General features: G+C 39.1%; 23 protein-coding genes and 1 pseudogene. 12 read left to right on the top strand and 12 right to left on the bottom strand.

Annotated elements, in window-relative coordinates:
- Positions 1–27 precede the first annotated feature (27 nt).
- Both L2764_RS06015 and L2764_RS06010 read right to left on the bottom strand, forming a co-directional pair.
- Positions 28–657: a LysE family translocator gene (locus L2764_RS06015; protein WP_248939321.1), complete on the bottom strand. Its 630-nt coding sequence runs from the start codon at positions 655–657 to the stop codon at positions 28–30.
- Positions 658–743: 86 nt separating this feature from the next.
- Complete coding sequence (locus tag L2764_RS06010; RefSeq protein ID WP_248939320.1) at positions 744–1,295, bottom strand: lysophospholipid acyltransferase family protein; 552 nt, start codon at positions 1,293–1,295, stop codon at positions 744–746.
- Between the two features lie 247 nt (positions 1,296–1,542).
- Between L2764_RS06010 and L2764_RS06005 the strand changes: the two genes are divergently transcribed.
- Positions 1,543–1,929, top strand: coding sequence for a YybH family protein (locus L2764_RS06005; protein WP_248939340.1), 387 nt, complete (start codon positions 1,543–1,545; stop codon positions 1,927–1,929).
- On the opposite strand, the gene L2764_RS06000 is transcribed toward L2764_RS06005, so the two are convergent.
- Both L2764_RS06000 and L2764_RS05995 read right to left on the bottom strand, forming a co-directional pair.
- Complete coding sequence (locus L2764_RS06000; RefSeq protein ID WP_248939319.1) at positions 1,926–2,693, bottom strand: NRDE family protein; 768 nt, start codon at positions 2,691–2,693, stop codon at positions 1,926–1,928. The two genes, L2764_RS06005 and L2764_RS06000, sit on opposite strands and share 4 nt — an antisense overlap.
- 142 nt (positions 2,694–2,835) lie before the next feature.
- Positions 2,836–4,365 (bottom strand): ZIP family metal transporter, encoded by a 1,530-nt coding sequence (locus L2764_RS05995; protein WP_248939318.1) that lies wholly within the window; start codon positions 4,363–4,365, stop codon positions 2,836–2,838.
- Between the two features lie 271 nt (positions 4,366–4,636).
- Here L2764_RS05995 and L2764_RS05990 point away from each other — a divergent pair.
- A pseudogene (locus tag L2764_RS05990) lies at positions 4,637–5,231 on the top strand (YhgN family NAAT transporter).
- Between the two features lie 400 nt (positions 5,232–5,631).
- A complete protein-coding gene (locus L2764_RS05985) occupies positions 5,632–7,845 on the top strand; it encodes an immune inhibitor A domain-containing protein (protein ID WP_248939317.1) in 2,214 nt (737 codons plus the stop codon).
- 45 nt (positions 7,846–7,890) lie between these two features.
- Here the strand turns inward: L2764_RS05985 and L2764_RS05980 are convergent, their stop codons facing one another.
- Complete coding sequence (locus L2764_RS05980; protein WP_248939316.1) at positions 7,891–8,478, bottom strand: chorismate--pyruvate lyase family protein; 588 nt, start codon at positions 8,476–8,478, stop codon at positions 7,891–7,893.
- 318 nt (positions 8,479–8,796) lie between these two features.
- On the opposite strand from L2764_RS05980, the gene L2764_RS05975 reads away from it, so the two are divergent.
- The 3 genes from L2764_RS05975 (at position 8,797) to L2764_RS05965 (ending at position 11,554) form a co-directional block, all read left to right on the top strand.
- On the top strand, positions 8,797–9,195 hold the full coding sequence (locus L2764_RS05975; protein ID WP_248939315.1) for a flagellar basal body-associated protein FliL: 399 nt from the start codon (positions 8,797–8,799) through the stop codon (positions 9,193–9,195).
- Between the two features lie 172 nt (positions 9,196–9,367).
- Complete coding sequence (gene rlmF / locus L2764_RS05970) at positions 9,368–10,360, top strand: 23S rRNA (adenine(1618)-N(6))-methyltransferase RlmF (RefSeq protein ID WP_248939314.1); 993 nt, start codon at positions 9,368–9,370, stop codon at positions 10,358–10,360.
- Between the two features lie 162 nt (positions 10,361–10,522).
- Complete coding sequence (locus tag L2764_RS05965; protein WP_248939339.1) at positions 10,523–11,554, top strand: LacI family DNA-binding transcriptional regulator; 1,032 nt, start codon at positions 10,523–10,525, stop codon at positions 11,552–11,554.
- A 72-nt stretch (positions 11,555–11,626) separates the two neighbouring features.
- Here the strand turns inward: L2764_RS05965 and gtfA are convergent, their stop codons facing one another.
- Positions 11,627–13,099 carry a sucrose phosphorylase gene (gene gtfA / locus L2764_RS05960; protein ID WP_248939313.1) on the bottom strand — a complete coding sequence of 491 codons (1,473 nt, stop codon included), beginning with the start codon at positions 13,097–13,099 and terminating at the stop codon, positions 11,627–11,629.
- Positions 13,100–13,409: 310 nt separating this feature from the next.
- Between gtfA and L2764_RS05955 the strand changes: the two genes are divergently transcribed.
- The 5 genes from L2764_RS05955 (at position 13,410) to L2764_RS05935 (ending at position 18,086) form a co-directional block, all read left to right on the top strand.
- Complete coding sequence (locus tag L2764_RS05955; protein WP_248939312.1) at positions 13,410–14,639, top strand: MFS transporter; 1,230 nt, start codon at positions 13,410–13,412, stop codon at positions 14,637–14,639.
- A gap of 32 nt (positions 14,640–14,671) precedes the next feature.
- The gene (locus L2764_RS05950; RefSeq protein WP_283106923.1) at positions 14,672–15,034 is read left to right on the top strand and encodes a PfkB family carbohydrate kinase; all 363 of its coding nucleotides are present in this window, start codon (positions 14,672–14,674) and stop codon (positions 15,032–15,034) included.
- 36 nt (positions 15,035–15,070) lie between these two features.
- Positions 15,071–15,604 carry a molybdopterin adenylyltransferase gene (mog, locus tag L2764_RS05945; RefSeq protein ID WP_248939310.1) on the top strand — a complete coding sequence of 178 codons (534 nt, stop codon included), beginning with the start codon at positions 15,071–15,073 and terminating at the stop codon, positions 15,602–15,604.
- 209 nt (positions 15,605–15,813) lie between these two features.
- The gene (locus L2764_RS05940; RefSeq protein ID WP_248939309.1) at positions 15,814–17,607 is read left to right on the top strand and encodes an AMP-dependent synthetase/ligase; all 1,794 of its coding nucleotides are present in this window, start codon (positions 15,814–15,816) and stop codon (positions 17,605–17,607) included.
- Between the two features lie 68 nt (positions 17,608–17,675).
- Complete coding sequence (locus tag L2764_RS05935; protein WP_248939308.1) at positions 17,676–18,086, top strand: acyl-CoA thioesterase; 411 nt, start codon at positions 17,676–17,678, stop codon at positions 18,084–18,086.
- Between the two features lie 94 nt (positions 18,087–18,180).
- On the opposite strand, the gene L2764_RS05930 is transcribed toward L2764_RS05935, so the two are convergent.
- The gene (locus tag L2764_RS05930) at positions 18,181–18,606 is read right to left on the bottom strand and encodes an acyl-CoA thioesterase (RefSeq protein ID WP_248939307.1); all 426 of its coding nucleotides are present in this window, start codon (positions 18,604–18,606) and stop codon (positions 18,181–18,183) included.
- 160 nt (positions 18,607–18,766) lie between these two features.
- Here L2764_RS05930 and L2764_RS05925 point away from each other — a divergent pair, with 160 nt between their 5' ends.
- The gene (locus L2764_RS05925; RefSeq protein WP_248939306.1) at positions 18,767–19,582 is read left to right on the top strand and encodes a phosphatase PAP2 family protein; all 816 of its coding nucleotides are present in this window, start codon (positions 18,767–18,769) and stop codon (positions 19,580–19,582) included.
- Between the two features lie 62 nt (positions 19,583–19,644).
- On the opposite strand, the gene L2764_RS05920 is transcribed toward L2764_RS05925, so the two are convergent.
- From L2764_RS05920 to hslR, 5 genes are all read right to left on the bottom strand, one after another.
- Positions 19,645–20,397, bottom strand: a complete 753-nt coding sequence (locus tag L2764_RS05920; protein ID WP_248939305.1) for a DUF4097 family beta strand repeat-containing protein — start codon at positions 20,395–20,397, stop codon at positions 19,645–19,647.
- Between the two features lie 193 nt (positions 20,398–20,590).
- The gene (locus L2764_RS05915; RefSeq protein WP_283106922.1) at positions 20,591–21,556 is read right to left on the bottom strand and encodes a cytochrome-c peroxidase; all 966 of its coding nucleotides are present in this window, start codon (positions 21,554–21,556) and stop codon (positions 20,591–20,593) included.
- 614 nt (positions 21,557–22,170) lie between these two features.
- On the bottom strand, positions 22,171–23,712 hold the full coding sequence (locus L2764_RS05910) for a phosphoenolpyruvate carboxykinase (protein ID WP_248939303.1): 1,542 nt from the start codon (positions 23,710–23,712) through the stop codon (positions 22,171–22,173).
- A 164-nt stretch (positions 23,713–23,876) separates the two neighbouring features.
- Positions 23,877–24,737 (bottom strand): Hsp33 family molecular chaperone HslO, encoded by an 861-nt coding sequence (gene hslO, locus L2764_RS05905; RefSeq protein ID WP_248939302.1) that lies wholly within the window; start codon positions 24,735–24,737, stop codon positions 23,877–23,879.
- 19 nt (positions 24,738–24,756) lie between these two features.
- On the bottom strand, positions 24,757–25,155 hold the full coding sequence (hslR, locus tag L2764_RS05900; protein WP_248939301.1) for a ribosome-associated heat shock protein Hsp15: 399 nt from the start codon (positions 25,153–25,155) through the stop codon (positions 24,757–24,759).
- Between the last annotated feature and the right edge of the window lie 139 nt (positions 25,156–25,294).

Genomic DNA, 25,294 nt, shown 5'->3' with positions numbered 1-25,294 from the left:
TGACTCATTGAATAGGGCTGGGAGCTTTTAGTTATTATTTCTTGTGATTAACAGTCCGGCTAACGTAATAAAAATTGCGCCACTGAAACGATCAAACCAATGTAGTTTTTGACTTTCTGTGAGTTTAGGGGCCAACACGTTTGCTAGGCTTGCGTAGATCATGACAAAGCTGAAATCGATAATGGCCCAAGTGAGGGCTAAAATGAGCAATTGCGGTAATTGAGGTAAGGACATATCAATAAACTGTGGAAATAAGGCGCTGAAAAAAAGCAAGTCTTTTGGGTTACTGATCCCGACGGTGAAAGCTTGTTTGAAGATCCCTTTTGGTGTGCCCTGTGTGGTTTTTTGCTCTAAATGAAGTCCTTTGCCATCATTTTTACTGAAGAGTAATTTTATCCCAAGAAAGAGCAGGTAAGCTCCGCCACACCATTTTAAAATGACAAAACCATATTCAGCATTACTCAATATAGCCCCCAAGCCTGCTGCTGAAGCCAGCATTAACAGCATCGCGGCACTGACACTGCCAAACCCTGTAATAAGTGAGCGTTTTTTGCCGTAATGTATGCCATGATTCATGGATAAAACAGCCATAGTACCGGGGCTAATAGCGATCATGAGTACGGCGAAAGAGAAGAGTAACCAAGTATCAAAATTCATTTGATAACATCCTTAATAACAGTAAGCGTCAGTGTTGTTGGGTTTATTGATAGTGCATGCAATATGACTGAATTTTAGGATGAATACTAGGTTTTAAAATCGGGTATTTCTTTTGGATGGAAACCTTTTATGCTTCGGTGAAAATGTAGAATTTTTTCCATGTCTGTTTCTATATTACCACTGGGTGAAATACCATCAGCAATAATGACTTTCTTTAAACTAAAATCAAAGCCTACCGTGACAATGGGGACTTTTGCTTGATTGGCTATATGATAAAATCCCGTTTTCCAACGGCTAACTTTTCCTCTGGTTCCTTCTGGAGTGAGGGCTAGTTTAAAATTAGGATTGTTTTTAAATAAGAGTGTTGCCCCTTCGACGAGGTTGTTGCATTTATTCCTATCAACGGGAGCCCCACCAAAGGCGCGAAAGAACCAGCCCCACGGGGGAATAAATAATTGATGTTTACCTAAGAAGTAGATCTGTTCGCCCAATGCATTGCGAGCAATGAGTCCAATGATAAAGTCCCAGTTACTCGTATGAGGCGCGACAATAATAACATATTGTGGTTGTTTGGGTAATTCACCGACAAAATCCCAACCGATTAATTTAAGCAAATGATAAAAAAATTTTTGGAACATAAAGTACACCTTATATTGCTTTAATGGATAAGACGTTAAATTCGTTATACCTCATGGGTGAGAGAGGATAAGTGGGTATAGATTGGACTCGATTTATTCTGAATATTGTTTATGCCTTTAGAATAATCTTTGTTCGTCAGGTTCGAATATTACGTGTGTTGGCGTATAATACTTCATCTTTCATTAGTATGGATTTAATACTGTGATAAAAAAAGGCTTAGGCATCTTTTTATTTTTAACCGCATTTATGGCCCAGGCAGTGCCAACGGATGACATTTTGGCAGTGTTACAAAAACAAGAAGTGGCTTGGAATAAAGGTGATATGTCTGCTTATATGCAAGGATATTGGCAGGATGAAAAATTACGATTTGTTTCTGACGGCGATTTTAAATTTGGCTGGCAAGAAATGCTTGCGGCTTATCAGGACAACTACTCAGATAAGAGTGCACTGGGTGTTTTAAGCTTTACTGTTGATGAAGTTAAAATGCTTAGTAACGAAGCCGCTGTTGTGACCGGGTATTGGTCGTTAGTCCGTATGAAGGATAATCCGAAAGGTGTATTTACTTTATTAATGGAAAAGAAGAGTGACGTATGGGTGATTACTCAAGATTATTCTTCAAACGGAAAGAGTTAATCATTTTCTATTTTAAAATGAAAATCCTGTCGTCCAAGTGTTCGCCCCTTGCCGTCATATTGTACTTCAATGAAATGTGCTTGCTGGTGATGATTAATAAGGATGATGCTGGAGGATCGCGTTCCATATTCAGGATGCTTAATGTATATGGAAGAAAGCTGACGTTCCCACTCTAGCCCAATGCCTGTATGAGGTAAGTTTTCATCCTCTGCCTGTTGGTTATCTTTTAGCAGAGAAAGTATGACATCAGGATCCGGAGTGATATGTGTATTGATGTGTTGTTGAAGTGCATCATTTCCCTTGGCCATTTTGGGCCAAATATCATCTAAAGCGCCGTTACTTACCGCATGGTAACCCGATGTGAGTGTTGTGGAGGATTTAGCTCGGCTATCATAGCAATAGAGCGCTTGATGATTGCCGTATAAAATATTGAAAGGATTATACAGATGGCTATGATTATTTAACCACAGTGTCGATAGTTTATTCGGCTGAGCCAAGGCTAATAATGGCAGTTCGCCGCGGGTTTTCATCTCTTGTTTCATTAACTCAGGTGCTCGAATATTGGTTAGTGCTGCTATTTCTCCTTGTTTGTTTATTCCTAACCAAGTTCCGCCTGCCTCGAGATCTTTTCCTGCTAGTATTGTCTGTTCTGGTTGCCAGAAATGCGCTTCTTGCGTTGGGCGATAATGAAGCTCATCTCGATTGGCGCAGACAATGAGAGGGAATTGTGGGTGGGATTTAAAGGCTATAAAAAGTATGCACATAGGCTAAGGTTAGTCATGAAATATGTATATATCTTAGCCTATATGTGATGAAATGTGTAGAGGGGGAGTCTATAGCCAAGCTCATTGAAAACATGCATGTTCAATGAGTTTGGCTATATATAATCATGAGTATATTCTCTCGCTAATGGTGCTGTTGCTGTTCATGTATATGGGGTTTAGGCGTAAAGATGACGAGACTAAGTAGAAACTTTCTGGGTCCAAGTCGCAATAAACTTATCGAAAATAATAGGCTTAATAGTACGAGTGCCAATGCATTAACCCATTCAGGTAGGTTGAATATGGCATGCCATTGAGGATTAATCCATTGAGCTAATGTGATAAAGAATATGATTAAACCTGCCAGAATAATACGTTGAGCTGGGCGCATTTGCTTAAGTTGAGTGATATTTATTAAAGGAGCTGCTAGCAGAGGCAGTAAGATGGCACTGATTGACCAGCCGCCATAGGCTAAACTCAAGGAGAGAACGGCTGCGCCGATAGGACAGAAACGCATTGGAAATAAAAATAGGGCGAGTATAATGACTTGCCATATGGGCTGAATAAGTAAAACGCTAGGGTAGCTGATTAAGTTGACCAGTATCAAACTCAGTAATACCCAAGGAGCACTTCTATCAACGATGTGACTCAGACCAAATTTCCAGAATGTATCGTTTGAATTGAATGTGGCTGTGTTGGGAATGACTTTGGCATAGGTTAAATAGCCCGTAATACAGAGTATCCCTACAGCTTGAAATAGTGCCAGCCAAGGTCCTAATAATAGTCCTGTAATTAATAATGTTTCAGGTCCAATAAGAGATTGGATCCATTTCAATTTGGGATGCTTTATATTGGGCGTAAGGCCTAAAGCGTATCGAACACCCGCTGCTAAGTAACAGATGAGAAGAATGGGAGCAATGGTGAGCATCCATTGTAATAATTGCGGCACAAAACCGGCGTGATGATTATGTTCATGACCATCAGAGCCCATTAACATTAATCCAAAGAGTAAACCGATCCCTAATAGACTCCCTATACCTGCTTGATATTCATACTTGCCTTGATGATCGGGCTTAGAGTGAGCGTGGGGTTGATGTATCACGACATGAAGAATCGATCCGGTCACAAAGGCCTGTAAATAAACCGTATTATCTAAGCTTAAATGTGCTAATAGTTGCTCACCGGCAAAGTATCCCACACTGGTTAACAGCATCATGGCAGTCAATACTGCGATTGCCCAGCGTGTCCCCACTTGGGGTTTGAGTAACCACCAGATAGCAAGCCCTATAGGTAATCGGTGGAGAATAACCCCTAGGGCTAATAAGCTAGAATTGCCTGCTTGTTGAGCCAACACCATGGCTCCACCATCAGTGAGGGTGTGTAGGAGTAACCCACTGACCCCTAAAAATAAGGTGATATTGTGGGTCAGATTTGAGTACTTATGGAATAAACGTTCACTTGCGCTGGGGCCCCACATGCCGATGAATAAAAATAAAATTGAGAGCAACCCACCATGTTCGAGGAGTTCAGGCAAAATATGGATGAGTACAAGACCCCCTAATGAGACGAAGATGAAGCCATCTAGGCCTTTTTGTAGTCCAGTGCCCGTTGTAAAAAAGCGATAAAAAACAGGGCCCAATAAAAGGGCTATGCAGCTAGCAGCAAGATACAGCATGATATCCAAATAAAAAAGGGGCGAAATAATGGCTATTAGTATACCAGCCTTATTCAGGCCTGTTGACCTTTCATTTTAAGCTTAAATCTGCTTTAAAATATTTACTGAAGGGTGTTTTATTCGATTAAATGACTTTTTTATACCGAATGATATTTAAATTTATGTGATAAAGTAAACTTTAACGGTTAAGTTTTAGGGTGAATATCATCTTTTGTTTATAAAGTTGTATGTAATATGGGTATACTAATAGAATTTTTGTAATTTATTATATATGGATACTTTTTCAGCCGCAGTTATGTTGTTTTTAATTATGGATCCTTTGGGGGGATTAGCCTATTTTCTCCTCTATTTTACGGCATATTGAGCCTAAAAAGCGTCGTAGAGTATTGATCAGAGAATTAATAATTGCATTATTTATTATGCTGTTATTTTTGTTTTCAGGGGACGTCATTTTAAATTTTCTGAATCTACGCTCTGAATCTGTCAGCATTGCTGGTGGTATTATTTTATTTTTGATTGCAATAAGAATGATATTTCCTCAAGCAGGTGGTGTAGTTGGACTGGCTGCAGGAGAAGAACCTTTTATCGTCCCCATGGTTATCCCATTAATGGCTGGGCCCTCAGTATTAGCCGCATTGGTTCTACTCGCTCATACCGATAGTAATCGTATGCTGGACTGGAGTATTGCCTTAATTTCAGCTTGGGCTTTAAGCGCTGCGATTTTATTATTTTATAAGGTGTTAACCAAAATACTGGGTGAGAAAGGATTAACAGCCATGGAGAGATTGATGAGGATGGTATTGGTGATGATTGCTGTACAAATGTTCCTTGATGGTGTTGGCAGCTATCTGGGACGTCTTAACTAATCCTGAAGGCTTACTTAAGTATTAGTAAATAAGTTTGTTTAAAATCGTGGTTAAAGGTTATTATTTGGTTTCGATTGTGTTAATCGGGGGCCGAATGCAAACATATGACACTTTTTTTAGGTTTTTAAGGTACTTACTAAGCGACTTTAGAGGTCGAGTGGAAGTGGTTGCCTGCGAATTACTTTTGGTTGGAATGAATGATCTATTTTCATCTCACAAGTTACTTTATTTCTCTCGATATTCTTTCTTTCAATGGCAACACAAAATCGCACCAGCCTTGGCTTATCACAAGATAACAGGGATTAAAATAATAATAGAAGCAAAAATGAATCCCAATCAGTTTAGGTTAGCTTGTCTTGTCTGTGTGATGATGCCACGTTTATATTTGAGGAGGCATGAGATGAGGCGTGCTTTTGATATTAACATTTTTAACAATATAGCGAAATGTTTCTTATTGTGTTTGAGCTTGTTGAGTTTGCCAGTAGAGTCGATACCCATTCAAAACGCTAACACTGATGCAGGTGTTATTAATGAGAAGCAGATCCTATATTGGCTTATTAAGCGTGGGGAATTAGAAAGTGAAGCGTCCCTGGTTCAACAAAAATCTGCTATAGCAGCATTTGTTGGCAAGATCACACGATTTTCTAATAAGGCGCTTATTGAAGTGAAAGCAGAGAAAAGCAGACATGCTAAGCAGCTTGCTTTGGAGGGTAATAAGGCTAAGTCGCCACCATTTTTAAATATTATCGACAGCAATATGGAGATAAAAGTAAAGGTATTGGGTGTGTTAATTGATTTTCCTAATTTACTTCATGGTGAGCATGGTTTATTAACTCAAGATACTCAAATGCATTATGAGGATTACAATAGAGATCATTATCAAAATCTTCTTTTTTCAACAAGCGGATATTTAGGTCCTGAAAATCAAACTCTTATATCTGGATATCAGTATTTACAAGCAGTTTCTGGTCAAAGTTTTGTTTTTTCAGGAGAAGTGAAAGATTGGGTAACGGCTAGGTATGATGCCGCTTATTATGGCAGTAATGATGAAAGACAAAAAGATAATGCTGTTGCCGAATTAGTCAAAGAAGCGATTGCTCAAGTTGTTTCCAGCATGTCGAGTGAAGAACTAAGTCAGTATGATATTGAGGATCCTTATGATCTTGATGGTGACGGAGTGACTGATGAAGCTGATGGGATGCTGGATCATGTCATGATCTTTCATTCCAGTATTGGCGAAGAAGCAGGTGGAGGCTTGTTGGGGTCTGATTCTATTTGGTCACATAGGGGATATGTTGATGCTTATACATCGGGTTACCATTTGCCTGGAACCAATAAGAAAGTATTCGGTTATACCATTCAACCCATTGATGCCTCATTGGGGGTCTGTATGCACGAATTTGCTCATGATCTTGGTTTATTTGATGAGTATAATATTCAACACCAAGGAAAGAATTTTTCTGTAGGTGCTTGGTCTTTAATGTCAGCAGGAAGTTCAATAGGCAAACTTGACGGCTCTGCACCAGCGGGACTCAGTCCATATGCTCGTTCATATTTGCAACAACGTTATCTTGGTAATTGGGTTCAAGAGCAAGTGGTTGAGCTTAATGAAATAGGCGGTGAGGGATTCGATCTTGCTTTATTTGAAGCGGTTAATCATGGTCAGTTGAATCAGATTTCTATTCCATTACCAGTCGAAATACTCGATTTTAGTGAGCCTTATGAAGGAGAGTATCAATACTATTCAAAGCAAGGCAATTTACTCAATAGTGCAATGTCATTTGACATAGAACTTCCGAGTGTTAGGCCATTGACTTTATCTATGAAAGCACATTGGAATATAGAAGAAGACTATGATTATAGCCAAGTGCTCGTCGATGGGGTTGCCATCGCTGGGAATCTAACGAAAGCGAGTAATTCAGTTAATAATGCGAGAAATATCTTAACAGGTAAATCAGCTGATATTGTGGGTATGGCAGAAGACGATACTTGGATTGATTTAACGTACGACTTAAGTGCATATGCTGGCCGGAATGTCCGTATTACGGTCAATTATGTGACCGATGAAGCCGAAGGGAGTGACGGGATTATTATCGACAATATTGCGGTTAATCAGGGGGATAATGAAATATATCTCGATGGGGCTGAGCTTGATGGGCAAATGAGTTTGGTTGGATTTGAACGTGTTTCCAATCAAATTTCAGGCGAAAATCAGCGTTATATTATTCAGTTACGCAATTACAATGGTGTTGATGTCGGATTGTCGTCAGTTGATTATGAGGCTGGAGTGTTGCTTTGGTTGGAGAATAGTCACTTTGATAGAGGACCTAGCATCATAGGTGTTGTTGATGCTGATCAAAACTTAATTATAAAGGGAAGCACAGACATTCAGCTCAGAGATGCAGCTTTTAGTCTATTTAATCAAGGTCGTTATTTTGGAGATGAGCATCTAGCATCCATTAATAGGTTTGATGATAACCAAGATTATAGTGCACCATTACAACCTCGTTCAGGTATCCTCTTGCCAGAAATTGGATTGAGTTTTGAGATCGTAGAGCAGGCTGATAATCATGACAAAGTGATTGTTAGCTTGCGCTATGATAAGGCTGAATGAAAGGCTAAGATAAAAAGGAAACAAAAAAGATCATTGTGAATAGTCCTATAAAATAGCTTCCTGATCTTGTTTCATTTTGATGATATTTTTTTTTGCGGTGGGCAAAAAAACTTCACTAACAATCAACTGCTCTGAATCGACATGGAAATAACGACGGCGTCCCCAAAGTGGTTCACTGACGTGTTGATCTAATGATGCTGCAAATTTTGCTAATCTGCTACTCAGTGAAAATTTAGCAATTTCTATTTTTCCCGGGACAAACTCATTTTTAGTAAACAATAACTCGCCTAAAGGTTTGGAGCCTAGAGCTAAAAAATCGGCTTGTTTTTTTATCATGAGCTTTTCAGGGATAATGGTTCTTGCAAACACCCAAGGTTGACCATCCAAACATAATAATACCTCTCGGATCCATACCGTTTGTTGCAGAGGCAGTTCGCCAATACAAGATGTATGCATGCCCTCGCCTAATACTTTGACTTCAAAATGCTGACATTGCTCTTTTAATTTCAGGGTTAAGCTATCAGAAGCAAGTAGCCATGAATGAAGAGAAGGATTAAGAGGCGTTTGGACATGATTGGGTGATAACCAGTTAATCTCTTCACCATATGGAAAGCTTAGCGTTGAGGTTGGCATTCAATTCCTTGTAGTCAGTGATGAACTCCGGATGGATATATCGACTTTGTACACCCCTCCTACAATCGAGTGTTTTTCATGGAACCGACGATAAACCTAGAGGCGTTAGTTTATCATGCCATTTTGGTCAATGTCAGTGGAATTGGCATTATTGAGATAAATGTCGCAATAAATGCGTTATTGGAGGGAAATTAAATAAAGAAAGTGCCCAGAAAGGTCGCATTATTGAGAAGTGATGATGTTTTTTTATTTGTCACTTGTTATGCTCTTTTTAGTGTATGTCGCTGGGCGCAATAATTTAGGACGTAAGTGTTAATTATGGGGAAATGGTTATTATTGCTACTGACTTTCGTGAGTGCTTTTAATGTTAACGGGACTGAAAATCAAGTATTAAAAAACTATGCTTACTATGGGCTCGAACCTGATATTGTGACCAATTATATTAGTAGCAGTAAAAAACGGAGCTTTGTCAGGGTTAATGTTGAACTTATGGTTAATGATCCTCAATCTTTGATTGAACTTGAACATCATGATCCTTTATTGAGATCGACGATTTTAGAGATTTTAGGGGCTCAAAGCGAAGAGCAAATTAAGTCTATGATAGGGAAAGAGTCGATCCGGCGAGAATGTTTTGAGGCCGTTAATCGTTTACTTGAACAAGAAGTGGGTGAGCGTTTGGTGGTTAATTTACTCTTTACTCAGTATCTTTATAATTAGTTTTCATTTCAATGGTGGTTTTATTACTGAGTCATTAAAGGGAGTGTTTTATATTTTGGATAGATAAGGTTCAACACATTGAAGTGACGTAATGAGGTATAATTGCTTTTTAATTATTCTTACCTTCTTTATGACTACAATTAAGAAAAGGCTTTCTGCCAACGATACGAGGATGACGAACGGAGCATCATCTTCAATTAAACATAAAGGATTACATTCAAGAAATGTGCATAATGTCGGGTATGATTTCCCGTCATTGATCAAAGACTCTCCTGATTTTGAGCAATATGTCAGACCGAATCACTATGGGGACTTGTCTATTGATTTTTCTGATCCAATGGCTGTTAAAGCATTAAACAAAGCTTTATTAAAACAGTTTTACCATATTGATTACTGGGATATACCAGAAGGTTTCTTATGTCCACCTATTCCTGGGCGAGTCGACTATATTCATCATGTTGCAGACTTATTGTCTGTCGAAGGTAAGGTGCCTAAAGGTCATAAAGTAAAAGCATTAGACATTGGCACCGGTGCGAATGCCATTTACCCTCTGTTGGGGATTCAAACTTATGGTTGGCAATTTACTGCATCGGATATAGATATTTTAGCCATTGATAATGTTGTCAAAATAATAAATAAAAATACGATTATTAAGGGAAAGTTAGCGCTAAGGTTGCAAGATAAACCTGATAATATATTTCAGTCTGTCATCCAGCCTAATGATCGGTTTAATGTGACCTTATGCAATCCTCCATTTCATGCTTCTTTGGCAGAGGCTAATGCTGGGAATGAACGTAAAGTAAAAAATTTAGCGATCAATCGTAGTAAGAAAAACCATTCTGATGTTGTTAAGGCGAGTGAGACTTCTCAAGTGGCATTAAATTTTGGTGGACAGAACGCTGAGCTTTGGTGTGAAGGTGGTGAGCGTCAGTTTTTGCAAAGAATGATAAACGAAAGTAAAAACTTTTCACAACAATGCCAGTGGTTTACTAGCCTCATTTCCAAGAAAGACAACCTGATTAGCTGTCACAAAATCTTAAAAGATGTCAAGGCGCAACAGATAAAAGTAATTGAAATGAAACAGGGTAATAAGCAAACTAGGATTTTATGTTGGAGCTTTTTAAATAAAAAGCAAGCGGATTTGTGGTTAGATTTTCATGCTTAGTGTTACAAGATATTTAGAGTATTAACTCAGAGTCTAGGGGCATTGCAGCTGTATATATAGTACTCTGACCTGTATTATGTGTGATTGTTTGTTTTAGGCTAACTTTTTGCTCGCTATTGGTAGCATAAATGGGATCCCATTGAACTAGTGGAAATTGAGAACGTGTTTGAAGAAAAAAAGTGGACCTTAAAAAGTATAGCTGAAAAATTAGGCGTCTCTAATGCGACAGTGTCTAATGCTTTTAATCGACCGGATCAATTATCCGAAAAACGTAGAAAAGATATTTTGGCTGCTTGTGCTGAATTGGGCTATTCCGGTCCTAACAAGGCGGCTCAGTCATTACGCAAAGGGAAATTTGATACTGTCGCATTAGTCTTATCTGATAGTGTTGAATACATGGTATCGGATCCTGTCGCTAGCCACTTTATGAAAGGTGTTGCATCGGTATTAGCAAGAGAAAAGATAAACTTATTACTTTTTTCAGGTAGTGCTGAGCATGTTAATAGCGTTGTCGATTTTGTTGATGGCTTTATTTGCTATGGCCGTCCGAGGAATCCATTACTTGTTGAGCAACTTAAGCAAGTGAGAAAGAAAGTTGTGACTGTAGATTTTGATATTCAGCGTAATGCTTCAGTAGGGATTGATAATCAATCTGCAGCCCATGAGATTGCACAGTTAGCAATACAGTCTTCTGATGATGATGTGGCTATTATGGGATTGCGTTTATTGGATCATAATGCAATTTGCTATGTTGAAGATCTTGATTCTGTTGTGACTGAAGCCTCAGTGGCCCATCAACGATTGAAAGGGTATTTATCGGCACTTTCCTTTAAAGATGTGACACTTAAAAAACAGCGAGTGTGGAATATTCCTGAAAGTCGCTCAGAGTGTGCAAGTATTGCGGCTAAACAAGCTTTGAACGCCACTCCAAGAGCTAATGTCTTTTTATGTATGAGTGATATTATTGCATTAACCTTGATGAATGAAGCAACGAAAATGGGCCTTAAGATCCCCAGCGATATTCGCGTTGTCGGTTTTGATGGTATTGATGAAGGTGTTAGGTGTAATCCGCCACTTGCGACAGTACATCAATTTTCAGAACAAAAAGGGATTAAGGCGGCACAAATGTTTGTCGACGGGGCTAACCATGAAGAAACCTTGCCTTATGGGATTAGAGAGGGTGGAAGCTGTTAAGCGAAACGCCTATTGCTTGGGAGGTTATTTTATTTCCCAAGCGAAAGTGTTATTGGAGAAGTGATTAACAATCTAATGTACAAGTAAGTCTGATATGAGTACTTTGGTTTCTTTTTTTGCCTCTTTAATGAATATTGTGGTGTTTTTATTCATTAAATCCACATTCAGTGATGCCTGAAGCGCTAGGTTATTCCAACATAAATTGAAACCACTTTGAGTGCGAACTAATGAGAAATCACCTTCGAATGCCTCACTATTATTGCGTATTTTTATCAGTTTAATGAGTGCATCGACTATAGGCTTTTTTAAGGCGTTACGGATATCTAAGTGGTTTAAATAAGGGCGATTGATATCGCGACCCACATGTGTTTTTTCTAACAAAGCCATATCATTGGGTATAGCGAGTAATCCTGCGTAATAGACTTGTGGGATCCCTGGCGAGAAAAATTGAATCGCTCTAGCCAGTAAGTAGTCATAATTATTTTGGCCAAGTGCATCATAATAAGTACAATTAATTTGATATAAATCAATGTTATTGGCGGCAGATCCTGTTGCCTGTAAGCTTTCCCCCGCACTTTTTGTATGGATACTATTGACCAGTGTATCTATTTGATCTGCAGTTAATAAGCCGCGTTTACTTTCACTCGGGCCAACATCAATGATACCTATACCGTCATGGGTATCGAGTACGGTGACACAATTTCTGGGAGCGATCGTTAACCAGTGGCAAAGTGCATCACAGTTGGATGTATTGAGTGTGTGTAAAATCAGAGGAGGCAACGCAAAATCGTAGACCATATCCACACGTTTAGCGATATCGATTTGTGTTTCATAATGAGAATGAATTTCTGCCAGTGTTCTCATTCCTAATTGGTGGGCCTTATCTGATAGCTCATCAATAAAATCAAATGCTTCTTTTATCATGAAGCAGCTGCTTCCGGCTTTTTTAATGGCGTAACCTGCCGCATCGAGTCTAATGAGCTTTATATTACTTTGTGCAAACTGTTGCAGTGCTTTATTTAAATATGCTTGGCCCGAGTGGGATTTTACGTCGATATCGATTTGATTTCGAGTAAACGTTGTCCAAAAATCCGCTTCTGAGCCGTCATCTAAAGTATAGCGACTAAAGCAACTCCCTGGGCGAGGACGATAAATACTTTGTTGCTGCTCTGCAGTCATACCTTCAGGAAAGACACTCTGCTTGGTGAGAAATAAATCACGATAAGGTGAGCTATTAGGATGGCGCAAAACATCTTGAAACTCTTCTGACTCGGCAGAGATATGATTGACGATAAGATCAGCCATGAGATCATAATCTTGACCGATATTTTTAATGTCGTTCCATTCACCTAAGCGTGGATCGACGCGAATATGATCAATGGGATCGAAACCAGCGTCGCTTCCATCGATTGGATAGTAAAAAGGTAATATATGTGCACCAGAAAAGACATTTTTTAACTCATTATCTAATATTTTTTTGAGATTTTTAAGTCCTCCGCCAGTCATTCTATCTGTGTAAGTGATGAGCTGTATTTTATTTTTCATATTAACTTTATATCCAAAATTGCATATAGCCACTTAATCGATTAAGTTGTATCTTCAGCTAAGCTTAAAAAATAATCAAGGAAATTATTTAATTTTTATCAAAAACGGTTATTTTTTGAATCGTGTAAGATTAACGATTATTAACCTTTTGACGGGCTGTTAAATGGTACGCGAGTTGTTTTTAAATTGTTTTTTATTAATTGATTACTGTATTTTTGGTACTTTTTAAGTATTGGATCTTAACATTTAGCATTTAGCATTTAGCATTTAACATTTAGTTGAATGTTAAAATAATAGATAGGTAACAGTGATGGCTAATTCTCATTTAGATATACAACAAACGAACATACGAAGAATCAAAATGTTGACATATTTGATGTTTTTTATGTTTGCAATGACCTCTGATGCCGTAGGTGTCATTATTCCAGAGTTAATTTCGACTTTTAATTTATCGATGGCTCAAGCCAGTGCTTTTCACTATATGCCGATGATTTTTATAGCGCTAAGTGGTTTGTTCTTGGGTTATTTAGCGGATAAATTAGGCAGGAAAGTGACGATCCTTATAGGGCTGAGTTGTTTTGCTTTGGCTTGTTTTTTATTTGCTATTGGCGATGAGTTTTATTATTTCCTTATGTTGCTGGCTTTGGTTGGAGCTGCAATTGGTGTTTTTAAAACAGGGGCATTAGCGTTAATAGGTGATATTTCTAAAAATACTTCAGAACATGCTAGTACGATGAATACTGTCGAAGGATTTTTTGGGGTAGGGGCAATGATGGGACCTGCTATTGTGAGTTACTTTCTTGTCAATGGTCTATCTTGGAAATACCTGTATTTGGGGGCTGGTGTCTTTTGTGTGTTGTTATGTTTAGTTGCTCTTTTGTCACGTTATCCAGATATAAAGCAAGCCAATGATGAGCCTGTTACTCTTAAAGGTACAATGAAAATGATGCGTAATCCTTATGCATTAGGCTATTCCTTAGCCATAGGGCTTTACGTTGCCACTGAAGTGGCTATTTATGTTTGGATGCCGTCATTATTCATCGACTATAAAGGTGAATTTGCACTGGTTGCCACTTATTCTTTGGCTATATTTTTTACGTTAAGGGCTGCAGGGCGTTTTATGGGGGGCTGGGTATTAAGGCGCTTTAGATGGCAACAAGTCATGTTTAGTTTTAGTCTCGCTATTTGTGCGTGTTACCTTGGTGCTATGTCTTTGGATATCGAAGCTGCGGTGTTTTTATTACCCTTATCTGGGCTTTTTATGTCGATGATGTATCCAACATTGAACTCTAAAGGCATTAGTTGTTTTCCTGTTAAACAGCATGGTTCAGTTGCGGGGGTCATTCTCTTTTTTACCGCCTTATCTGCCGCTATAGGTCCTTTACTCATGGGATTGATCAGTGATTTATTTGGTGATGTACGATATGGATTCTATCTAGCCACCTTTTTTGCTTTGTTGCTTTGTTTATTATCTCTTTTTAATTTAATCAAAGATCCTTCTGCTCATCTACTTGATGAAGGTGAAAATGAAGTTCATTAAGTTTTTCATATTGCATACAACTGCTTACTTCATTGATATTCAATTGCTTCTCTAAAGGCGTCATGGTTATTTTAATGACCAATGGAAGTGAAGCGGTTGAGATTATTACACCGACTTTTACATCGAAAGTTGCGACACCACAGATCAGCGCGATAGATACCACGGGGGCGGGTGACAGTTTTGTCGTAGGGTTTTGGTTTGCCCTAATAGGGGGACGAGTGGATACTGAAAATGATATGGCTGTTGTTGATATACAGTCGCTGGATTTGTTAAGTAATGACACCCAGATGAGAAAAGCTGTGGCGTTTGCCGTAAGGTGTGGCGCGAAAACCTGTATGCAAAAAGATGCCTTTCCAGCATTACCTCTGTTAGATGAGGTGTTGAGTCTGTGTTAGTCTATGGCATCAATAAAGTGGAATTAGGCCGTAAAAATGAGCATCGCTAAAATAGGGGTTGTTACTGTAAGTGACAGGGCAAGTGCCGGAATTTATGAAGATCTTTCAGGTAAAGCCATTATTGATGTGCTTAATGAATATCTCGTCTCCGAATGGGAACCCGTTTACCAAGTGATCCCTGATGAAAAAGAAGTCATAGAGGAGACCTTAATTCGTTTAGCAGATGACCAAGATTGCTGCCTGATTGTGACGACAGGCGGGACGGGGCCAGCAAAAAGAGATGTGACTCCAGAGGCGACAGAAGCCGTGTGCGATCGTCTCATGCCGGGGTTTGGTGAATTAATGCGCGCAGAATCGCTAAAGTTTGTGCCTACGGCTATTTTATCTAGGCAGACTGCGGGGCTTAGAGGCGATTCGTTAATAGTCAATTTACCTGGCAAACCCAAATCTATTCGTGAATGCTTAGACGCTGTCTTTCCCGCAATTCCTTATTGCATCGATTTAATGGAAGGTCCTTTTTTAGAGTGTAATGAAACTATTATTAAGCCTTTCAGACCTAAAGTTAAGTAAGTTTGAGTTTTTTAATCTATTGATATTAATAGTGATTCACTAATTTTTTCGTGGTCTAATGTTGCTTTTGTGTGGCATTTTTTTATGTGATTTTACTGTTTTTTCACTTGTTTTAGTATAAGTAGAGCAAAAACTCTTAGTTTTTATTACATCTTCAAGTAATATGGCTAAAAAACAATACGCTTTTAAGCGATGAAGGTAGCTATTTTATGTCTCTCGAACAATATCATGTTATTCGGCTCATACAGCAAAAGAGTCAGTCACTTGGCGATGCCACCGCGCTTAAAGGCTTTGAAATGGCCGCGCCTTGGGACAGTGTTAGTTGGAGGCAATTTGATGATTACACATCACAAATAGCCCGGCTACTGATTCAATTTGGACTGCAAGCCCAAGATAAAGCCGTTATTTTATCGCAAAACTGCCCGCAATGGACTTGTGCTGATGTGGGAATGTTGAAAGCGAAAGCGGTTGTTGTCCCGATTTATCCGACGAGTACCTTAGAGCAAGCTGCCTATATTATGGAAGATTGTCAGGCGAAGTTAATTTTTGTCGGTGATCTCCAACAATATCAAATGGCCTGTCAGCTCGTAGCAGGTTGTGAGAGTGCGACTCAAATTATCGTATTTGATGCGAGTGTAGAACTGGTCGATCAAAAGAGCCATTTTCATCTAGATACTTTACTTTATCAAGCAGTGGAGGAGCGTTATTCACTCGAGCTGGATAAACGTCTATCGAACTTACTACTCGATGATATTCTCACCTTGATTTATACCTCTGGTACCACAGGCAATCCAAAAGGTGTCATTTTAGATCATCGCAATGTGGCGACGATTATTCGCCAGCATGATAGTGAGCTTAACTTTGAGTCTGGCGATGTCTCGCTTGTCTTCTTACCGCTAAGCCATGTTTTTGAGCGTGGCTGGAGCTTCTATGTGCTGGGTCGCGGTGGTTGCAATGTGTATTTGCAAGATCCAATGAAGGTGAAGGAAGCGATTACCCAAGTGCGCCCACATACCTTGTGTGTTGTGCCACGATTTTTAGAAAAAGTGTACAGTGCGGTCCAAGAAAAGGTGGCTAAAGCGCCTGAGAAGAGAAAGAAACTGTTCGCATGGGCATTGTCTGTGGGCGAGAGGCAGTTTGAAGTTAGCCAGAGTCGGGCCAAGGGCTCATTATGGTTAAAATTACAATTTTTATTGGCAAGTAAGCTCGTTTTTTCAAAATTACAGCAGGTATTAGGCGGCAGACTGAAATTTATGCCTTGTGGGGGCGCGGCGCTTGAGCCTAAAGTCGCAGGCTTCTTTCATAGTATTAATTTACCCGTTTTATGTGGCTATGGTATGACAGAAACCAGTGCAACAGTGACATTAAATACCTTGAATAACCGTGTAACGGGCTCCAATGGTAAGCCTTTACCCGGTGTGGATATTAAGTTGGGTAAAGACAATGAAATTTTAGTACGTGGGGATACGGTTATGCGAGGTTATTATAATCGACCTGAAGCGACCGAAGAAACCTTTGAAGATGGTTGGTTAAAAACGGGTGATGCAGGTTTCATTGACGAGCAAGGTAATCTTTTTATTACTGATCGTATCAAGGAGTTAATGAAAACGTCGAATGGAAAATATATTGCTCCACAGCGAGTGGAAGGAAAGGTGGGGTGTGATCCGCTTATTGAGCAAGTTGCTATCGTTGCTGACGCTAAGCATTATGTGACAGCGCTGATAGTCCCTTCTTTTGAATCACTCGAAATTTGGGCTAAAGATCAAGGTGTTGATTATAATTCGCCATTAGATTTATTGCGGAACTCTCAGGTAATAGAGCATTTTGATAATAGACTGCATTTATTACAAGATGAGCTTGCTGGATATGAAAAAATCAAAAAATTCACGCTGTTAGCCGATCCTTTTTCTATGGAATCAGGTCTTATTACACCCACAATGAAATTACGTCGCAAGATGATTTATCATAAATACTCACAAGAAATTGATGCTATGTACTCTTAATGTTTTACACAAATTTTAAAGCAACTTAAGATAGCCACTTAAAGGGTGTTAGGTCATGAGGAGAAGTCGTGTTAAGTCATGAGGTTCAGTTAATCATAAGACCACGGTTTTGTGAGACGGATGCATTGGGGCATATTAATAATACTGTTATTCCCATGTGGTTTGAGGCTGCGCGTGAGCCTATATTTGAAATTTTAAATCCAGGGCAAGATTTAAAAACATGGAATGTGATTTTAGCAGGGTTCAATATTGCTTTTAGTGCGCCAACATTTTATGGCGAAGATGTTGTTATTAAAACATGTGTGAGCCGTATTGGTAACAGTAGTTTTGTGGTGACTCAAGCATGTTGGCAGGGGAATAAAAAAACGGCAGAAGCGCAAACAACGATGGTGTTTTATGATTATGAAACAGATAAAAGTCAGCTTCTAACGGATGAGATCCGTACTCAACTGGGTCAATTAATGCGGGTAGACGCATAACATTTTATTGTTGTTAGTTTAAGGCTTGTTTACTTTATACCCCAGTACATTTTCAATACGCTTGGGTATGGATAATAAGTACAAGCCTGTTATTTTAGTGTTCGTATTGCTGCAATGCGTTAAGTAATTCTGGTGTTATTGCCGCTTTTTGTCCCGTTTTAAAGTTGAACATAACCACTTTTGACCATCCGACTGTGGTGATTTTTTGTAACTTTTCACTGTAAGTATAGTAATGCATCATGAATCTATCGTTGCCAATTTCACTAATTGTTACCCCGATTATTAAGGTATCTGGAAAAGTGACTGGATATTGATACTTGGCTTGATTCTCACTGATCACCGGGCCTATTATTATCTCTGTCGTGGCTTTGAGTAAGTTAATTTGTTTAAAAAAATCTATTCTCGCGGTTTCAAAATATTTAAAATAGATGACGTTATTAACATGCTGTAAGGCATCCATGTCACCCCAAGCGACAGTGATTTTTGTATGTATTGGGTACTGCTCTAAAAACTCTTCCATTTAATTATCACCTGATCTATTATAAGTTTTTTTTTAAAATGAAAATAACCATCATCTTGGCTTAAATACTAGAAAGGCTGTGAAACTTATCTTGTTTGGGGGTTGCTCTATCCCCATCTATACTCCTTAGTTATAGAGTGTATAGGAAATAAGAGATGCCATGAAAACGTCTTATCAATCTTACTTGGCTCAATCACGTGCACTTTTGAAGGAGCAAAGTCGAGGATACGGAATCGTATTAACTTTTTTAATCATACTTGATTTTATCCTATGGAAGAAGGAAGTTAATTTACAGGGTTTTTATTTTTTTAATGATTTAGCATTAATCTTACCTAATTGGTTTTCAGCTCATTTGACTGATTTGGGCAGTGGCACACTGGTGATAGGCTTGAGTCTTTGTTTTTTAGTCTTTCGCCCAGAACTTATTTGTCGAATGCTCATTGCGGGTGTGATCTGTGCTGTATTGGTAACGATTTTAAAGCACTATTTTGATGTACTTAGGCCTGCAGCTATTTTAAACTCTTTAAATATTATCGGTAATATTCATTTCAAAGATAGTTTTCCTTCAGGCCATACTGCTGCTGTATTTGTGTTTGCGGGGAGTCTTTACTTATCGTTAAATCATATTGGGATAAAGGTCATATTGCTTGTGATGGCTAGTTTAGTGGGCATTTCGCGGATCATAGTAGGTGCACATTGGCCTACTGATATTGTTATGGGGGCGATTATAGGAATGTTTAGCGCTTATCTTGCCGCGAACGTATGTCCGCCTATTTGGTTAACGGTAAAAATGAGATTACTTAGTTTTATCGCTATTTTTATCACCTTAATAGTGTCAGAAATACAAGGTGAGTATGATTTTCCTTTGCTGCCGAGTGTGAAAATTTTACGTTGGATCATTATATTCTTGTCACTTATTTTGATTATGAGGCATATATTTTTATTTTGGTTGATCAAAAAGCCTAAGAATATTTAGTAAAGAGTATGCTTAGGAATTCTGATGATGGACAGATGGTATGATAGACATCAATGGACGTTTTACATGCGAATGGGGCCATCAATATTATCGACGTTAACTTCACCAGAGCTTGATGAAAGGATGGTTAATCCCTTAGTACTGTGGATATTGATATCGCCGGAGCCATCACCTAGCGTGACGTTACCTTGACTGGTGTGAACATTAATATCACCCGAACCATCATCGATGGTGATATTGCCAATGATATTTTGAATACTCATATCGCCTGAGCCATCGATTATCTGTGTATTACCTGAACTATTTTTGATCGCTATGCTACCCGATCCATCATTAATTTGTAGATGATGTCCGCCAACAATACTGATGTTACCGGATCCATCATTTAGATGGATGTCGGCAGTCACATTGTTGATTTTTGCCGCACCCGAGCCATCATTTAATGTCAATGCCATGGCTGCAGGTACTAAAATACTGAGATCTATGTAAGGCTTGGGCTGAGTGTTTTTTCGTTTTGCAAATTTAGCAATAAGCTCTGCTTTTTCACCTCGATTTTTAAGGGTGAGGACGTAAGCATTATCTTCATGGTAATAAATGTCGGCAGTCACAGTGATTGCTTTTAGTCCTGCAACCCCTTTAATATCGAGTTGTCCAGCCCCTACATTGGCGATGAGACTATGGAGGTTTTGGGTATCGAGTCTTTTTTTTACCTGTTTGTATTGTAAGGGAGCGTGGCTAGCCCCTTCGACATAAATAATGCATCCAGTCAGAGTTAATATCATGACACTAATCGCTATTATTGAACGGAACATCATGTGGTTAGTCCTTATTGTTGTATTACTTCGATGAATTATCGTTGAATAGGCAAATTAGGGGCCAAAAATATAACTAATTGTTATTGATTGAATTTATTAATAATGTGGTGATATTTGTTAACTATGTGGTTAAATGTTAGTGTTTTTGACTAAATAAAATGAGGCACTAAATGAATAATGCCTCATTAAACTTTTATAAAATGAATGGGGTGGGTTTGGGCGTATTTTTATTCGATGGCGGTAAAATGGGAAGCACAATTTGAGGCTGATCACCCGTTAATGACTGTAAGAATAGGACAATATCTTGCGTGTCTTTTTCTGATAGTTTTTTACCTAATTGAATATCTGCCATGATGGTGACGGCCTCTTCTAATGTCCAAACACTGCCGTCATGGAAGTAAGGGTATGTGAGTTCAATATTTCTTAAGGTCGGAACCTTAAAGACATTTTTATCGATGGCTTTTCCTGTCAAGGCTTGACGCCCAATGGCAGGGTTGGTGGTAACAAAGGTTTTAACGACACCCATTTTCATGTACATATTGTTACCTGCGGCGGGTCCATTATGGCAACCTACACAGCCGACTTCTTTGAATAATCGATACCCATTTATCGTATTGCTTGAGATTGCTTGTTTGTTACCCATGAGGTATTGATCAAATGGACTATTAGGCGTGACAAGGGTCTCCTCGAAGGCCGCTATGGCATCAGTAATCGTATCGATGCTAATGGCATTATTATCGAAGTTATCTGCAAACAATTTTTGATATTCAGGTATGGATGCGATCGTTGTCACTGCTAGGGAGTGCGTTGATCCCATTTCTTTGGGGTTGGCGATAGGGCCGCCAGCTTGCTCTTTTAAATCTTTTGCTCGTCCATCCCAAAATTGGGCAATGTTATAGCGGGAGTTTAGGACCGTTGGAGAGTTAATTGGACCCTGCTGCCATTGATCGCCTATTGATGTTGCCAAGGAATCGACGCCAGCTGTGGCTAGATTGTGACATGAATTACATGAAATATAGCCAGATTTAGATAATCTTGGATCGAAATAGAGCATTTTCCCTAGTGCAACTTTTTCTGGCTCTGTAATGTTGGCGGCTTCAATTATGCTGATAGGTTCTTGCGCGACGCTCGATGTAGCGAAAAGTAAATTCGTACTCATAGCGAGTATCAATATTAGCGGTTGTTTCATAAGTGCTCACATTCTTGTTGATGAAATAAATATTCCCTATTTTCATATGCTAATTTTCAAAGTGCGTGCTTTGAAATACGACTGAACAAATGATGGTTTATCTGTTTTGGGATGATGCTCAAGCGATGTGACATTACTGTTTTTATTTTCGCTTGAGTGTTAGGGGCTGTTGAACTTTCGTGGTTAAATTCTGTCCGAAATAAACGTGTTTTAATCACGGTGTAGAGAATGTTGCCTAGCCTTCTAAGCAAATTGTCTACAACGAAAGAGTAAAACACGTTTAGCCGGATCCTACGGACAGCGTTTGTGACTCCTTTTTACAGCGTTATCGCTTCTTTATGTACGACCCCATTGATGGGGAAGCTAGAACAACGTTTGAACCCAAGTCGAGAATAACAACACAAGCTCTGTATTGTATAAAGAGTCTACATGCTGCTGCATAAATGACCACCAAAGAACAACAGCCCTTAGGGCCAGCTTATCTTTTAGGGCGATGCAAAAGACATCTTGAAAGCTAAACAGCTCCTATTTATAAAGCGTCGAGTCAGAAGGTTTTCTGTTGTGACGCTTTTAAAGCAAAGGTGCTAGATGTTTGGTCCCGCATTTTTGATCGCATCTGACACTTGATATTTAGAAAAATTCTCTTGGAAACTGACGGCTAATACATGTTCAAATTCAGCATATTTACCTTTATCTTCCCAAGTATCAATGGGGTTTAATAATTGCTTATCAACACCTGATACAGACAATGGAATATGTAAGTTAATTTTTTCTAGGTGTTGTGTTTCAGCTTCCTTTAACTCACCACTGACGATAGCATCAATAATGGCTCGAGTGGTAGGGATATCAAAGCGCTTCCCTATGCCATGAGGCCCTCCTGTCCAACCTGTATTAACTAAGTATACTTGGCTATCAAATGATTCAATTCGCTCCATTAGTAGCTCTGCATAGACATTGGCGGGTCGAGGAAAGAAAGGGGCGCCAAAGCAGGTTGAAAAAGTGGATTGAATAGCCGATGTTGAGCCGACTTCTGTTGAACCTACTTTTGCAGTATACCCAGATAAGAAATGATAGGCAGCTTGTGCCTTAGTGAGTTTAGATACCGGAGGTAAAACACCGGAAACATCACAGGTCAGAAAAACGACAGCATGAGGCTCTGGGCCTCGATTTTCTAATTTTCGTTGAGGTATATGTTCAAGAGGATAAGCGACACGGGTATTTTCTGTTAGGCTATCATCATGATAATCAGGGGTCTTGTTTTCATCAATGATAACATTTTCAAGTACGGCACCATGACGTATAGCGTCCCAAATGACGGGCTCATTTTTCTGGCTTAAGTCGATACATTTAGCATAACAACCGCCTTCAATATTAAAGACGCCCCCAGCGGCCCAACCATGTTCATCATCACCGATGAGTAAACGTTTAGGGTCGGCTGATAGGGTTGTTTTCCCTGTTCCAGATAATCCAAAAAATAAGGTGGTATCGCCTTGATGTCCCACATTGGCAGAGCAGTGCATCGGTAAAACATTATGTGCCGGTAAGAGAAAGTTTTGCACGGAGAACATGGATTTCTTCATTTCTCCCGCATATTTTAACCCTGCTAACAACACTTTTCGCTCAGCGAAGTTAATGATGCAAGCTGCATCTGAATGTGTTCCATCCCTTTGTGGCACACATTCAAAATCAGGAGCATTAATGATTTGCCAAACAGGTTTGTTTTGCGCATTAAACTGTTCAGGTAGGATAAACAGATTACGTGCAAATAGTTGATGCCAAGCATATTGAGTGGTGACTTGAACAGGTTGGTAATGTTGAAGATCGGCACCGACTTCTAGCTCTGAGACAAAGGTGTCCTTATCTTGAAGATAGGTTTCAACTCTTTGCCAAAGTGACTCAAAAGCGCTTGCTTCAAAAGGACGGTTTATTTTTCCCCAATCTATCTCTGTTTCTGTAGAGGGTTCTTTTACAATGAATCTATCATTAGGAGAACGACCAGTACGGGTGCCTGTTTTTGCCATAATGGCACCGGTTGAGGTTAGCTCAGCTTCATTACGTTTAAGTGCATAATCAATTAACTCTTGGGTTGAGAGGTTAAGATGTTTGCGGTTGAATCCGTCCGCCATAGGGTTAATCTCCATTTGTTATTCACAATAATGTACTGATCTTTTTGTTGCCAGTTTATGATCGAAATTGATTGTAACTTAGGCGATGAAGAATAGGTGAAAGGAAATCAAAAAAAGGTGATAAAAGGCATAAATAATATACCTTTCATTTTGATACTCAATATTTACTGTTTATTTTCAGTGTATTGCTGATTAGAAAAAATAGCTTCAACATCAATGCTGTCGAAAGAATATTGCGTATTGCAATACTCACATCCCATTTCGATTTTTCCTTGCTCTTTAATGATGTCATCTATTTCAGCTTTAGACACACTGCGTATGGCTTGAGCGCTTCGCTCTTTAGAGCAGCGGCAGCTAAAACTAACACTAACAGGATCAAATAATCTAAGATCTTCTTCATGGTATAGGCGGTTTAAGACTGTTTGTGCATCAAGAGCATATAATTCATCGGCTTTAATGGTATCGGTGAGAACACTCAGATGTTCAAAAGCTTCATTATGCTTGGCTTCACTCGGTAGTATTTGCAATAACATGCCAGCTGCTTGTTGACCATTTGAAAATAACCAAATTTTGGTGGGTAGTTGCTCTGATTGAGAGAAGTAAGCCTCTAAACATTGACTTAATGTGGGCTTGTCTAAAGCCACAACACCTTGGTAGCGCTCACCTTTATTGGGTGTGAGTGTGATGACCATGTGTCCTTTACCAAATAGTTGCTGCAAATCATCAGACTCTCCTAAAGGGCCCTCAAAACGTGCAACACCTCTAAGTTGTTGTTGAACATCACCATTAATAACGGCGAGTGAAACGGGGCCATCTCCTTGAAGCTGGACACTAATATCACCCTGAAACTTTAAGGTAGAAGTTAATAATGATGTTGCCGACATCAATTGTCCTAACAGGCTTTGAATCACCGTGGGATATTCATGGGCGGCTAATATCGCTTGGTAACTTTCTTCAAGTTGTACTATTTGGCCTCGAACATCAGCACTTTCAAATAGGTAGCGATGTAAATTATCTTTATTCATTCTACAGTCTCTTTATCAATTAACTTTCTTTAAATCGTATTAGTTGGCGACGTTGTTTTTTGTCTGGTTTATGTGCTGGTGCGGGGTTGTTAAGAATGTTTAATCTTCTTGCTTCTGCATTGGTTTCACGCTTAGCTTGACTTGTCGGGGTTTCTTGGTACAAGGTTTGAGCGATTACGGCTTTTTGTCTGTGCTCTGAGAGTTGAATGACAATGATTTCTTTTTCGTCAAAGCCTTGCCTTAACTTGACTTGTGCGCCGATTTCGACAATCTTACTTGATTTTGCTCGCTGGCCGTTATAATGGACTTTTCCACCGTTGATCATTTCTTTTGCTATGGCTCTTGTCTTATAAAAACGGGCGGCCCATAGCCATTTATCAAGGCGAACTTGAAGGTCTATTTTTTTTATTTCGGACATTAAAGTATCACGTTGTATTTAAAGTTATGTAAAATAAGGGAAAATATATTATTTTATTGGCGGTGCTTACTATTGGTTGTTCAATCTACCCGCATTTCTATCATGCTGAGTGCTTATATTAAGCTTATCAAGTTAGCAT

It is taken from the genome of Shewanella surugensis (assembly GCF_023284005.1).
Taxonomy (GTDB): Bacteria; Pseudomonadota; Gammaproteobacteria; order Enterobacterales; family Shewanellaceae; genus Shewanella; species Shewanella surugensis.
The sequence above is the reverse complement of the archived record's forward strand: the minus strand, read 5'-3'. Positions and strand labels throughout refer to the sequence as shown.